Source organism: Pseudomonas sp. G11, from assembly GCF_029457515.1.
GTDB classification, from domain to species: domain Bacteria; phylum Pseudomonadota; class Gammaproteobacteria; order Pseudomonadales; family Pseudomonadaceae; genus Aquipseudomonas; species Aquipseudomonas gorinensis.
Genome location: NZ_CP120377.1, coordinates 2,849,464 through 2,862,404, shown reverse-complemented (window position 1 = coordinate 2,862,404; position 12,941 = coordinate 2,849,464). Strand labels below are relative to the sequence as shown.

At 62.3% G+C, this 12,941-nt stretch carries 10 protein-coding genes and 1 pseudogene; 5 read left to right on the top strand and 6 right to left on the bottom strand.

Annotation, left to right across the window (positions count from 1 at the left end; translation table 11 throughout):
* Positions 1 to 98 precede the first annotated feature (98 nt).
* The gene (locus P2T68_RS13305) at positions 99 to 776 is read left to right on the top strand and encodes a sterol desaturase family protein (protein WP_024076373.1); all 678 of its coding nucleotides are present in this window, start codon (positions 99 to 101) and stop codon (positions 774 to 776) included.
* On the top strand, positions 773 to 1,870 hold the full coding sequence (locus P2T68_RS13300) for an SMP-30/gluconolactonase/LRE family protein (protein ID WP_277379462.1): 1,098 nt from the start codon (positions 773 to 775) through the stop codon (positions 1,868 to 1,870). The genes P2T68_RS13305 and P2T68_RS13300 overlap by 4 nt, the downstream gene beginning before the upstream one ends.
* Before the next feature lie 60 nt (positions 1,871 to 1,930).
* On the opposite strand, the gene P2T68_RS13295 is transcribed toward P2T68_RS13300, so the two are convergent.
* The 6 genes and pseudogenes from P2T68_RS13295 to P2T68_RS13270 all read right to left on the bottom strand — a co-directional run bounded on the left by P2T68_RS13295 (position 1,931) and on the right by P2T68_RS13270 (position 8,607).
* Positions 1,931 to 3,460 (bottom strand): hypothetical protein, encoded by a 1,530-nt coding sequence (locus P2T68_RS13295; RefSeq protein WP_277379461.1) that lies wholly within the window; start codon positions 3,458 to 3,460, stop codon positions 1,931 to 1,933.
* A gap of 188 nt (positions 3,461 to 3,648) precedes the next feature.
* Positions 3,649 to 3,780, bottom strand: a pseudogene (locus P2T68_RS13290) (iron ABC transporter permease); the annotation flags it as partial.
* Positions 3,774 to 4,148, bottom strand: coding sequence for a hypothetical protein (locus tag P2T68_RS13285; protein WP_024076376.1), 375 nt, complete (start codon positions 4,146 to 4,148; stop codon positions 3,774 to 3,776). The pseudogene P2T68_RS13290 and the gene P2T68_RS13285, both read right to left, overlap by 7 nt.
* A gap of 277 nt (positions 4,149 to 4,425) precedes the next feature.
* Positions 4,426 to 5,487, bottom strand: a complete 1,062-nt coding sequence (locus P2T68_RS13280; RefSeq protein ID WP_277379460.1) for a lipocalin-like domain-containing protein — start codon at positions 5,485 to 5,487, stop codon at positions 4,426 to 4,428.
* Complete coding sequence (locus tag P2T68_RS13275) at positions 5,477 to 7,939, bottom strand: FtsX-like permease family protein (protein WP_277379459.1); 2,463 nt, start codon at positions 7,937 to 7,939, stop codon at positions 5,477 to 5,479. The genes P2T68_RS13280 and P2T68_RS13275 overlap by 11 nt, the downstream gene beginning before the upstream one ends.
* Positions 7,939 to 8,607: an ABC transporter ATP-binding protein gene (locus tag P2T68_RS13270; protein ID WP_277379458.1), complete on the bottom strand. Its 669-nt coding sequence runs from the start codon at positions 8,605 to 8,607 to the stop codon at positions 7,939 to 7,941. The genes P2T68_RS13275 and P2T68_RS13270 overlap by 1 nt, the downstream gene beginning before the upstream one ends.
* A gap of 278 nt (positions 8,608 to 8,885) precedes the next feature.
* Between P2T68_RS13270 and P2T68_RS13265 the strand changes: the two genes are divergently transcribed.
* The 3 genes from P2T68_RS13265 (at position 8,886) to P2T68_RS13255 (ending at position 12,940) form a co-directional block, all read left to right on the top strand.
* Positions 8,886 to 9,569, top strand: a complete 684-nt coding sequence (locus P2T68_RS13265) for a histidine phosphatase family protein (protein ID WP_024076381.1) — start codon at positions 8,886 to 8,888, stop codon at positions 9,567 to 9,569.
* 188 nt (positions 9,570 to 9,757) lie between these two features.
* Positions 9,758 to 11,413, top strand: coding sequence for a lipid IV(A) 4-amino-4-deoxy-L-arabinosyltransferase (gene arnT / locus P2T68_RS13260; RefSeq protein WP_069076620.1), 1,656 nt, complete (start codon positions 9,758 to 9,760; stop codon positions 11,411 to 11,413).
* A 9-nt stretch (positions 11,414 to 11,422) separates the two neighbouring features.
* Entirely contained in the window at positions 11,423 to 12,940 is a 1,518-nt protein-coding gene (locus P2T68_RS13255) for a glycosyltransferase family 39 protein (protein WP_277379457.1), read from the top strand.
* Position 12,941: the final 1 nt, after the last annotated feature.

Sequence of the window (12,941 nt, the reverse complement as noted above, 5' to 3'; positions counted from 1 at the left end):
ATGGGAGGCGGCTTGTTGGAGGTACGCCGCAAAAGCTCGCACAATCTTGAGCACCAACTAAGCTCAGCCTCCAACAAAAAAAATCCGAGCACCCCGCCATGGCCCACCCTACCGAGACCTTTCGCGCCCGCTACCGCGCCAATGTCGCGCCCCATTACAACCCCTGGCTGCATGCCGGTTTCGTGTTCGGCTACGGCATCGCCAGCATCCTCCTGGCCTGGTCATCGACGCATCGAATCACCCCGCTGCAATGGCTGACCGTGCCCGCGACCCTGGTGTTCTTCAACCTGTGTATCTACCTGGTGCACCGTCACCTCGGCCATCACAAACATGCCTTGTCACGCCTGTTCTACGCGCGCCACACCGGCGATCACCACAGTTTCTTCACCCCCGGCCACATGACCTACGACAGCCCTCGCGACTGGCGGGTGATCCTGTTCCCCGCCTGGCTGATCGTGCTGCACAGCCTGGCGATCACCCTGCCCGCCTGGTGGCTGCTCAAGCAGTTGAGCCCCAATGTCGCCGGATTGTTTGCTGGCTGCATGATCCTCGGTTATTTGCTTTACGAAGTGTTTCACGCCTGTGAGCACTTGCCCGTCGCACATCCATTGGCACGCCTGCCGTGGATTCGCCAGATGCACCGGTTGCACGCCCTGCACCACCGTCGCGAGCTGATGCAGGGGCGCAACTTCAATATTGTCTTGCCGCTGATGGATTACCTGTTCGGCACCCTGCATTGGGAACCGAACCCCCACGACAACCAGGAACCGTCATGAGTACCCGCCCCAAAAAACTGCGCCACCTGTTGTTTGTGCTGCTCCTGGCAGTGATCGCCTTTCTGCTGTTGATGCCCACCCCAGTACAACCGGTGAACTGGGTCCCCCCCAAGGCGCCCTCGCTGAAAGACGGCCCCTACGCCGAAAACCAGCGCCTCAAGGGCGTACAAAAAATCGGTGCCCAAGACATCGACGGGCCCGAGGCCCTGCTGCTGGATGCCCAGGGCTATCTGATCAGCGGGTTGCATGACGGGCGCATCATCCGCACCTCGCCCGACAGCCGCAGCCTGGAAGTGCTGGCCAATACCGGCGGGCGCCCACTGGGCATGGCGCTGCACCCGGATGGGCGCTTGATCATCGCCGATGGGGTCAAGGGCCTGCTGGCATTGGACCGCAATCGCCAGCTCACCACCCTGAGCACTGCGGCCAATGGCGTGCCGTTCGGGTTTACCGATGACGTGAGCGTGGACGCCAGCGGGCGCTACGCGTACTTCAGCGATGCTTCGAGCCGCTGGGGCTACGGGCAGGACGGTGAAGCCGTGATCGAGCATGGCGGCGACGGGCGGTTGCTGCGTTACGACTTCAGCAACGCCCGCACCGAGGTGCTGCTCGACCAACTGCAATTCGCCAACGGCGTGGCCCTGGGGCCGGATGAACGCTACGTGCTGGTGAATGAGACCGGTGCCTACCGCATCAGCCGTTACTGGCTCAAGGGCGACCGCGCCGGCAGCCATGACCTGTTTATCGACAACCTGCCCGGCCTGCCGGACAACCTCAGTTTCAATGGCCAGGACCGCTTCTGGGTCGCGCTGTATTCGCCGCGCAATCCGTTGCTGGACAGCTTTGCCGGCTACCCGCTGCTGCGCAAGGTGATGGTGCGCGCGCTGATGGTGGTGCCCAAGCCCATCGAGCGCAAAGCCTTTGTGCTGGGGCTGGATACCGAGGGTAAGGTCATCGCTAATTTGCAGGATGGCAGCGCGGGCAACTACTCACCGATCACCACCGCGCGGGAGTATGGCGACTGGTTGTACCTGGGCTCGTTGAAGAATACGAGCATGGCGCGCTTGCCGTTGAAACTGGCGTTTGCGCCATAACGCAAACAGGGCATACAGGCGCCTGGCCTGTATGCCCTGGGGACTACGGGTCAATCATGTTCAGCTCTTGGTGCTGCTCAGCAAGGTCTGTTTGCACAGGTGGCCGAAGCTGACGAACTCGGTGTTATCGCCACCGACACCAATGCCTGGGTATTCCAGCACTTCCATGCGCCACACGCCGTAGTTGAAGTCGGTACGCCAGGTGTTCTTGTAGCCCTGGGCGTAATCGACAAAGGTGGTCTGGAAATCACCGAAGCAGGTGCCCACGTTGATCGTGCCCGACGCTAGCCCCGAACTGCCGGTCGCCGCCGAATACGCCTTGTAGACGATATTGCCGGTGTCCGGATTGATGTGCTGGTCGAGGTAGACGACCGGGTGCAGCCCTACCAGTGGCGCACCGGTACTGTCCGACAGGCCCATGGTCCAGGTCAGGTCCCGATAGGCTTGGGTGGTCATGTAGCCGTAGCCCACGTCGGAAGCCGAGTACGGGATGCGCAACACGTTCGCCTCGCCCTTCACATCCGGGTTGTTCACCCGTGGATTGGAGCCAAACGACAGGTTGTATTTACCCGTCGCGCTCCACGGCTCATTCGGGTGCTGGTTCGGCCGCACACGCACCTTGACCACGCCGCCGACGCCCGGGCTCGGGATCGATGTCGACAGGACATTGGCCCCCACGGTGACCCACTGGGCACCATCGAAACGCTCAAGGATCCACTTGTTACGCGTGCTGCCACTGGCCGCATCGGCCGTCAGCGCAATACCGACACTCTGGCCACGGACTGCGGTGAAATCGAAGTAATCGACGTCATCCAGGCTGTCGGCATTGCCGCTGATGTAGTTGAGGGTGTCCGGCAGTTGGAAGGCCGTGTCCGGGGTGTCATTGGGTTCAAAGGCGTCGAGGTTGGTATCGACCGCAACACCGAACTGAAAGCTCGACCCTTGGACCGCCGCGTTGGCTTCCATGAACCAGTAGTAATCGCCGGCCGGCACCACGCCGCCGAGGCTTTCATCGCCAGTACCAGGGTTGTTCGAGGTGCCCAAAGGCAGCGGATTGCCCTGGCCGTCATCCTGGAACAGCGACAACGACATGTCGGTGCCCGCGGTCTGGTTGACCAGCAGGACGTTGATTCGCGCTTTCTGCGGCAGGTTGAAGTGGTAGCACAGCAGGTCGCCGGTTTGCACGCCATTGATCGTGTAGAGCGCGTTGACATCCAGCGTCTGCTCACAGCCCTGGACCAGCGCGGCCTGCACGGCCTGCACGGCCTGCACGGCGGGCGCCGACTGGGCCGTGGCTTTTTGTACCTGGGTCACCCGGGCCGGCGCGGTGTTGTCTTCCACCACCGAGTCGGCTTGCGCCTTGGCGGCAAACAGCGGTTTCTTCAACTGGGCACCCGCCTGCAGTTGCTGCTTGAGGGCAGTCGGCGCCTTGTTGACCTTGATCTTCGCAGCGTTTTTCAACCCTTGCTTGACCGCGGGAGGCGCCGCTTGCGCAGCCAGGTGAGGGTATTGTTCAGCGAGGGCAAAGGCCGAGACAAAGCAGGTGGCCGCCATGGCCGCGCCCAGCATAAAGGCTTTTTTCGATTTCATTTTTTATCCATCCATAGTTAAAAACTGAAGGTCAGGTGACATCCGGTCACCTGGGATGGAATGTAGGATAAGACTGGATGGATGTACAGTATTTTTTCAGAGAAATGTGGTTTTAAGGAGAAATTCGCGTAGGAAAAAACGGACCCCCTCTGGAGCCAAGTGCCCCAATAGCCCCAGCTGACAGCCCAAATCTTCAGCGACCAGCGTGTAGGAATGTGACGTCCGTCGATCACCGCTGTGTCCAGCGGTGCCAGTTGGATGTCGGCGTTGTACAGGGTCTAGGGGCAGCCTTCGCGGTCGATCCAGGTGCCGGTCAGGTGATATCGGCCCATCTACGCCAAACGGTCCAAACGACTGTTGCAATAACCCAAATGAAACCTACGTAATAAGGCCACAACACCCAACGCTTCAGTCCTAAGGGAACCGACGCCAGCTCGGCCTCGGTCACAACACCTGCTTTCACATAGCGTGCTGAGTCAGACAGGAAATCAAACATCAACAGCATGCGGTATTGCCTGTCGATCCACCGGTTTCGTCTCCAGAATCGCTTATTGGCGCGGACCCTTTCGTTATGACTGAAATAACCTTCCACCTCGTCGAGTTTTGTATATTCGGCAAACAACGCCAGCCCCAAAACGACAAACGCCCCACCAAAATGCACAATGGTGAAGGCAAGAAAAAACGACACGACTAAGCCCCCTCTGGGCGCAGGTGCCGGTTGAGCACATCAAAATGATCGGAGCGCTGCTGGCTCGGGGCGCTGCCCATGAGGCGGGATTTCAAACTGGTGTAGTCCGTTGTGCGGTCGTTGATATAGCTCTGCGCGATGCCCTACATCCGAGATGCAAAGAAGATGGCGTCGAAATATAAGCAAGCACCTACGCCCCGGACACAAGCGCTGGTGGGCTGAAATGCATTTGGGAAGTGGCCTACTTCACGAAGAAACAGCGCCTACAGAAACAACCCTAATATCCGGTCATCTCCAGGTAACCCACCCCGCCGTCAAACTGCACCGGCCCTTCCCAGTACGGAATACTCAGGTTCATCCAGGCGTTCGGGTTGACGGCCTGGGTGGTGATATCCAGCTGTTTACTGGGAATCTTCAGCGACCAGCGTGTGGGAATGTGGCGTCCGTCGATCACCGTGGTGTCCAGCGGTGCCAGTTGGATGTCGGCGTTGTGCAGGGTCTGGGTGTGGCCTTCGCGGTCGATCCAGGTGCCGGTCAGGTAGGCCGCGCCGTCGGTTTGCCGCACGCGAAACAGCATCAACTGCTCGCCACGGTCCAGGTGCAGGGAGAACCAGTCCCAACCGGTCTGGCTGGCGGTCAACGGTTGGCTGCTCCATTCGCGGTCGAGCCAGGCCGGGCCGCTGACCTGATACGTCTTGCCGTCGATGCTGACGCTGCCTTCGGCAGTAAAGAACGGCTGGCTGTAGTAGTACGACGCCTGGCCCTGGTCGGATTTGCGGCTGTAGCCGTTGTCGCCTTGCAACACCAATGGCCGGCTGGAGGTCAGGTGCAGGTCGTAGGCAAATTGCGCACCGCTGGCCTTGAGTTGCATCGCCGCCAATGCGCTCGCGGCGCCGGGCTCGCTGGCGAAATTCCAGTCGTCGATCCAGGCGTTGAACGGCACTGCCTGCGCCCCGGCCTGGCCGACGCCGCCGCGGGCGAAGCGTTCGGCGGCGTAATGGCGAGTGGCGGAGGTGACCGCCGCGTGGCCGAGCCATACGTTTGAATCGTGCCAGCCGGCTTGCGTCGGCCCGGCCTTGAGGGCGTTGCGAAACAGCGTCCATTGCACGCCGAACACATTGCCCTGGGCGTCCTTGAGGTTGGCGGTGACGTACCACCACTCGATACGAAAGCCATCGTGGGGGCCGTGATCCTCGGGAAAGCTGAAGACCTTGCCAGGCAGCACCTGGGCAAAGTCGGCCGCGTCGCTGCCCAGGCCGGCAAAGCTTTCCTGTGGCGCGGGGACTTTGTCACAGGCCGCCAGCAGCAATAATGCGCACATCAACGACCTAATCTTCATGGGCAAACGTCCTCAACAAGTCCGCCGGGCGGCTGCGATACAGCTGCCACAGCGGCCAGGCCGACGCCAACAGCGTGGCCAGCAGCGCCAGCCCGAGCAATTGTGCGAGCTGCCACGGGAACACTTGCAACGGCAGGCGCCAGCCAAACGCCTGCACGTTGATCACCGCATCCAGGCACCACGCCAGCAACAGGCCCAGCGGCAACGCCAGCAGCAGCGTGAGCACCGCCAGCAGCCAGGTTTGCCCCAGGTTCAGCAGCATCAATTGCCGCCGCGTCACCCCCAGCGCCCACAGCGGGGCGAGTTGGCCGAGGCGGCTTTGGCTCTGGGTCAGCAGGCTGATGAACAGCGCCACGCCGGCCACGCCCAAGGTCAGGCTGTTGAGCGCGGCGGTGGCGGCAAAGGTGCGTTCGAACACCTGGCTCGACCATCCCTTGAGTTGCTGTTGATCGACGATACGGCTGTCTTCCAAGGCAAAGGCGCGCTGCACTTCACCCACCAGCGGCGCCACGTTTTCCGGCAACACCCGCAGGTTGAAACGCGCCGGCGTCAGTCTCGGCCAGTGGGCCAGCAGGTGCCGGGCGTTGACCAGCACGTGGCCCTTGGGGTTGCCGTAATCGGCGTACACCCCCACCACGGTGGGCGACCACACACCGTGCGGCGTGGGAATACTGACCGTGTCACCCAGCGTCACGCCGAGCCGCCGCGCCAGTTGTTCGCTGAGCATCAGGGTCTCGCCTTGCTGCAACTGGTCCCACGGCGCGCTCGCCGCTTCCAGCAACGGCCAGTGCTGGCGATAGGTAGGGTCGTCGACCACGCCAAACAGATCCGCCGGCCTGCCCTGTAATTGCACCGCAACCTGCCAGGTAGGCAGCACGGTTTGCACCAACGGTTGCTGCGCCAGCCAGGTGCTGAGTTGCTCGGCCTGGGCCGGGTTTTGCGGGTTGAGGTACAGCTCGGCGGTGAGGCGTTGCTCCAGCCAGTTATTGAAGGTGTGGCGAAAGCCCGAGGTCATGGAGCCCGCGCCGATATTCGCGGCCAGGGCCAACAGCAGCGCCATCAATGCCAGGCTCAAGGCCGGCAATTGTTGGCGGCAGTCAGCCAGAAACCACTGGCCGAGTACCGAACGGCTGCGCCCCAGCAGCGCCTCCAGCAAACCGTTGAGCAACACCGGCAAACCCAGGGCGGCGCCGAGCAGCAAGGCCGCCATCAACACAAAACCGGCAGCCAGGCTGTCGCCCAGCCATAACGCCAGCAGCGCGATCAGTAAGGCCGTCGCCGCCACCCAGCCCTGGCGCCGCAACCAGCGCCCATGGGCCTCGTGCCAGGCCTGGGCATTGGCCAGCGCCAGCAATGGCAGGCGGGCCGCGCGCCATAGGCTGCTGGCGCCGGCAAGCAAGGCGCCGAGCAAGCTCAAGCCCACCCCTGCCACCCACCACCCTGGGCTCAAGCTCAATTGGCCCGGCACCTCGGCGCCATACAAGCCACGCAGGCTGGCAGCCACATCCGGCAGCAGCAGGCTGGCCAACAGGTAGCCGCTGGCGACGCCGAGCACGCCCCCCACTATCGACAAGGCACCCAGCTCCACCCCCAGGCCGAGGATCAACATCCGCGCACTCACGCCGCAGGCGCGCAATGTACGCAACAGCCCGCGTCGCTGCTCCAGGGCCAGGCCGATGGCCGCGTGCACGATAAACAGCCCCACCACAAAGGACAGGAAGCCCAGCGCATCAAGGTTCAGGTGAAAGCTTTCGGTGAGCCGCGACAGGTTGTTGTCTTCGCCCTGCTTGAGTTGCAGCTCGGCCGGCGGCGTGGGCTGGCTGGCGGCGTAAGCCTTGTCCACCAGCAAGCGCGACAGGCGCGCGGGCATGTCCAGCAATGGTTGGGCGAAGCCGATATCGGTCAGCAGCATGCCGGGCGCCATGTCCGGCTGTACCTGCAACGGCGGCAAAGTGCGCCCGCTCGTCGTCAGCGGCTGCTCACCGGCGTGCAGCCCCAGCGCCTGCAAGGTCTGCGGAGCGATCCAGGTGCGCCCGGGCGGCTCGAAGAAGACGAGCATCTGTGCCTGGCTCAAGCGCTGCCCCGCCACCACGCCACTGCCGGGCAACGACAGCGGGTCGATGCCCATCAATTGCAGGCGCTGGTCTTCATGCCCCTTGAGCACCACCCGCCCCTGCACCACCGGCGACACCGGCCACCCGGCGCGGCGCAATTGGGCAAAGAGCGCCTGGGGGAAACTGGCGCCGTCCGGCGTACTCAGGCTGGCCTGGGGTTCGCCGCCGATCAATTGGCTGGCTCTGGCGTAGCTGTCACGCGCCTGGCTGTTCAGGGCCTGTACGCCGGTCAGCAGGGCGGTCGCCAGCCATAGTCCGGTCAGCACGCTGAAAAACTGTACGGGATGGCGCCGCCAATGGCTGAGCAACGCGCGCAAGGTCCACTGGAATACCGCCATCAACCCGCATCCGGGGCTTGCACATGCCCGCGCTGCAGCACCACCTGGCGATCAAGCCGTGCGGCAATCCGCGCGCTGTGGGTGACCATCAACAGGCTGGTGGTGGTGTCGCGCAACAGGTCCAGCAGCAATTGCAGCACGTCATCACTGGTGGCTTCATCCAGATTGCCGGTAGGCTCATCGGCCAGCAGCAGGCCCGGTCGCGACGCCAACGCCCGCCCCACCGCCACCCGTTGCTGCTGGCCACCCGACAGTTGTTCGGGATAGCGCTTGAGCAAGTCGCCAAGGCCCAGGCGCTCCACCAACTGCGCCTGCCACTGCGGATCGAAGCGTCCTGCCAGCCGCGCCTGGAAGGCCAGGTTGTCGTCCACGCGCAAACTGCCGATGAGGTTGAACTGCTGGAATACCAGACCGATTTCCGTGCGGCGCCAGTGGGCCAGTTGCGTTTCGCTCATTTGGTCGAGACGCTGCTGCCTGATGCGGATGCTGCCGCTGTCGACACGATCGAGACCGGCCACCAGGTGCAAAAGCGTACTTTTCCCGCTACCCGACTCGCCCATCAACGCCAGGCTGCTACACTCAGCCAGGTGCAGATCAACGCCGGCCAAGACGGTCAGCGGGCCCTGCGCAGTGACGTAGCTTTTATGGACACCTTGCACCTGCAACATGGGAATGCTCGCTCGCCAATGGACTGCAATCGAGGATAACGGCTGACCGCCCTCGCCACGCAAATTTTTCACATGCATTTCACCGGTTACCTACCGATCAGCGCATAAAGTGCCGACCAACTGCCAATAACGACCAACTTTTTAGTTGCCGGCACTGGCAACTTTTAACACACCGATTTTCAGCAAAAAGACAGCAACTGTATGACAGGCTCCTGCACCACTACGGGCGCACTCAGAGAGTTGCACCTGTTTGATAAAAAACGCTGCCTAACGTGTCGATGGTGAACAACGTGGTTAACCTGACCCTGACCAAATCGCGCTCATACCAAGCCCGGGCCAAACGCTTGAAGAAGCTCTGGCTGGGCATGGCAGTGGCTGCCTTCTTCGGGACCTTACTGGCCGGCTACCTGGCCTGGCCACTGTCCCCGCCGGACCTGGGCGTTGGTAATCGCCTGCTCACCTCAGGCTTGCTCGCTGGCTGGCGCGACGGCAATGTGGTTGTGCTTGTGCGCCATGAAGAGCGCTGCGACCGCTCGTCAAACCCCTGCTTCGGCCCCGCTGATGGCCTGACCATCCACGGCACCCAGCAGGCCAAGGAAATCGGCAAAGCGTTTAAAACCCTGGGTATGGAGAGCGCTGACATCCTCAGCAGCCCCACCACCCGCACCGCCCAGACCTCGCAGTTCATGTTCGGCAAGACCCTGCTCTCCCCAGGCCCGCTGGCGATCTGCGGCGACGCCATGGGCGAAGAAATCCTCAGCCACAAACAACCCGGGCGCAACCTGGTGCTGATCACCCACAGTGCCTGCATCAATGACTTCGAACAAGCACTCGGGTACCCCCATGCGGTGACCGCCGAGTACGGTAGCGCGCTGTTCGTGGAGGTGCTGGGCAACGGTCACTTCAAGACCCTGGGCATCATGAACAGCGTGGACTGGCCAGCGGCAATCAAGCAACTCTAGACAATTTTTTACATATACAAGGCGCAGGTGTTCAGCCAAACGACAGCCAACTTCTGGCATGTTTAGTCGCGCCTGTTAGTTAAGGACGTCATGACTATTTTCAGCGACTTAGTGAACATTGTGAGTCTTTGTACTACAACTTTCCTACATCCATTTCCCTCCCTTAGACGTCAAGGAGCGACGTTCGCATGACCCGAATAAAACCTCTGCCCTTACTGCTGCTGGCGATTGCCGCGTTTTATCTCCTGCCTCTTGGCCTGCACGGTTTATGGGTACCCGACGAAACCCGCTACGCCCAGATCAGCCAGGAAATGCTCACCAGCGGCAACTGGGTGGCCCCGCATTTCATGGGCCTGCGCTACTTTGAAAAACCCGCCGCCGGCTATTGGCTGATCGCGCTCGGCCAAGCGGTGTTTGGGCAGAACCTGTTCGGGGTGCGGATCGCTTCGGCGCTGACCAGCGGGTTGAGCGTGCTGCTGGCCTACCTGATCGCCCGCCGCCTGTGGAACGACCCACGCAAAAGCTTCGCCTGCGCCCTGCTCTACCTGAGCTTTGGCCTCGTAGCCGGGCAAGCCAGCTACTCCAACCTCGATCCGCAGTTCACGTTCTGGGTCAACCTCAGCCTGGTAGCGCTGTGGTTTGCCCTCGACAGCCGCACCGTGCGGGCCCGGCTGGGAGCCTGGGCGGTGCTGGGCGTGGCCTGTGCCATGGGCTTCATGACCAAGGGCTTCCTGGCGTGGCTGCTGCCGGTGCTGATTGCCGTGCCTTACATGCTCTGGCAGCGCCGCCTGGGTGAATTGCTGCGTTATGGCCCGCTGGCGATTGGCGTCGCGCTGCTGATCTGCCTGCCCTGGGTGTGGGCGATCCACGTGCAGGAACCGGACTACTGGCGCTTCTTCTTCTGGCATGAACACATCCGCCGCTTTGCCTCCGACAATGCCCAGCATGCGCGGCCGTGGTGGTTCTTCCTGCCGATCATGGTGGTGGCCTGCCTGCCGTGGTCGGCGTTGTTACCCAATACCCTGCTCAAGGCCTGGAAAGAAAAACGTCAACCGGCGATGGTCTTCCTCGCCCTGTGGATGCTGCTGCCGCTGGGCTTTTTCAGCCTGAGCAACGGCAAGTTGCCGACCTACATCATGCCGTGCCTGCTGCCGCTGGCCTTGTTGATGGGGCATGCCCTGATCGACCTGATTCAACAACGCAAAGCACGCGCCCTCTGCCTCAACGGCGTGCTCAACTTCGTGATCGGCATGGTCGCGATGGTGGCACTGATTTATCTGCAACTCACCAGGCCGCTGTACGGCAATAGCCACGCTGAGATGTTCAGCCTGTCGCTGACCTTTATCGTGCTGCTGGGCTGGATTCTCTCCAACCTGCTGCAAGCCGTGCGCCCGCTGACGTTATGGGCAATGCCGGCCCTGGGTATCGGCTTGCTGGTGGTACTGCTGCCGGTGGGCATGCCCGAGTTCGTGGCGGATAACGAAATGCCCGACCAGTTCGTGTTGGAACACCTGGACGACTTGCAGCAAACCCAGGCATTGCTGAGCAATGAACTGGAATCGGCCTCGGCCCTGGCCTGGCGCCTGAACCGCACACAGGTGACGCTCTATAACACCGAAGGCGAGCTGCGCTATGGCCTGCAATACCCCGACTCGGTGCACCGCAAGGTCGGGCTGGACGATGTCCAGGCCTGGCTGGCCGATGCCCGTAAACAGGGTTCGGTGGGGGTCCTGATGCGTGTCCGGAGCACCAGCGAACACATTGAAGAGGGGCAACTGCCGCCCGGTGGCAAACGCTATCGCAAGGGCGACCTGGTACTCACCCTCTATCCGCAATCCCCCTAGGAACCCACCATGACTTTCTGGAAAACCGAGCGCGGCGCCCTGTTGCTATTGCTGGGCGTGTCGGCCTTGCTCCTGCTGCTGGGCCTGGGCAGTCGCGATCTGTGGGGACCGGAAACCCGTTGGGCCAATATCGCATTGCAGATGCTGCAAAGCGGCGACTACTTCGACCCCTACCTCAAGGGAGCGCCGTACTACGACAAGCCCCTGCCCTCCTACTGGCTGATCACCGCGTTTGCCAACCTGATGGGTGGCCTGGGCCCGTGGTCGCTGCGCCTGTCCTCGGTGATCGCGGCATGGCTGAGCATCTGGCTGGTCTACCTGATCGGCGAGCGCCTGTTCCGCAAGGGCACCGGGCTGATTGCCGGCTGGATGCTCGCCACCACCTTCTACTTTCTGTTCTGGGCACGCGTGGCCACGGCGGATGTGCTCACCGTGTGTGGCGTGCTGGCGGCGGTGTGGTGGTACTGGCGCGGGCCGGACGACACACGCCTGGGGCGCTACACGGTATTTTTCCTGTTGCTGGCGGCGACGTCGCTGTTCAAAGGCTTGATCGGTTTTGTACTGCCGGGCCTGGTACTGCTGCCGCACTTGCTCAGCGAACAGCGCTACAAACGCCACCTCAACCTGCGCCTGGTGCTGGCGCTGCTGATCGCTGCGGCGTTCTACGCCATCCCGTTCGTGCTGTCCCACCTCTACGGTGCGCCGACTTACGGTGAAAGCGGCCTGGCGTTGGTGTTCCGCGAAAACGTGGTGCGCTTCTTCGACCCGTTCGACCATATGGGGCCGATCTACACCTACCTGATCTACCTGCCCGCCTACACCCTGCCTTGGGCCCCATGCTGGCTGCTCGGCCTGTGGCTGGCCGTGCGGCACTGGCGCCAGACTCCCCCCAATGTGCGCTGGCTGGTCTGGGGCCTGGGCCTGTTGTTTGTGTTCTTCACCGCCAGCGGTAGCCGACGCAGCTACTACGTGCTGCCCCTGGTGCCGTTCGCGCAGTTACTGGCGGCCTGGTGGGTGAGTGAGCGGCTGGCGAAAAAACCGGCGAGCTGGCCGCGTTGGCAGAAAGGGTTTGCCGCTGCGGCCCTGTTGATGCTGCTGGTATTGGGCGTGGCGTATCCCTGGACCAATGGCAACGGCGGCGTGACCCGTTTCGTCAAGGACGTTCAGGCCCAGGCCATCAAGAGCGCCCCCTGGAACCAATGGCAAATGGTATTGGTGGAGGTCGACAACAAACTGCCGATGTACCTGCAAAACCACGGCAAACCGTTCTACTACGTCGCCGAGACCCAGGACTTCCCGCGCCGGGGCACCAGCGCCGAGTTCATGGCCTGGCTGGAAAAAACCAGCGGCCAGGGCTTCGACGCGCAGCATACGATCATCATCGCGCAGTTCTCCAAGGAAGATCCCACACCGCTGGCCTACCTGGGCGCGGATCACCAGGTGATCACCACCCAGCCGGACAATGGCGAGCGCTTGTTTCACACGCGTTCGGGTGGCAGCGTAGCGTTTATCCCACAGGGGCAATAAC

Coding starts and splice junctions, on each gene's coding strand:
- P2T68_RS13305 (WP_024076373.1), top strand. CDS start 99: ATGGCCCACCCTACCGAGACCTTTCGCGCCCGCTACCGCGCCAATGTC.
- P2T68_RS13300 (WP_277379462.1), top strand. CDS start 773: ATGAGTACCCGCCCCAAAAAACTGCGCCACCTGTTGTTTGTGCTGCTC.
- P2T68_RS13295 (WP_277379461.1), bottom strand. CDS start 3,460: ATGAAATCGAAAAAAGCCTTTATGCTGGGCGCGGCCATGGCGGCCACC.
- P2T68_RS13280 (WP_277379460.1), bottom strand. CDS start 5,487: ATGAAGATTAGGTCGTTGATGTGCGCATTATTGCTGCTGGCGGCCTGT.
- P2T68_RS13275 (WP_277379459.1), bottom strand. CDS start 7,939: ATGGCGGTATTCCAGTGGACCTTGCGCGCGTTGCTCAGCCATTGGCGG.
- P2T68_RS13270 (WP_277379458.1), bottom strand. CDS start 8,607: ATGTTGCAGGTGCAAGGTGTCCATAAAAGCTACGTCACTGCGCAGGGC.
- P2T68_RS13265 (WP_024076381.1), top strand. CDS start 8,886: ATGGTGAACAACGTGGTTAACCTGACCCTGACCAAATCGCGCTCATAC.
- arnT (WP_069076620.1), top strand. CDS start 9,758: ATGACCCGAATAAAACCTCTGCCCTTACTGCTGCTGGCGATTGCCGCG.
- P2T68_RS13255 (WP_277379457.1), top strand. CDS start 11,423: ATGACTTTCTGGAAAACCGAGCGCGGCGCCCTGTTGCTATTGCTGGGC.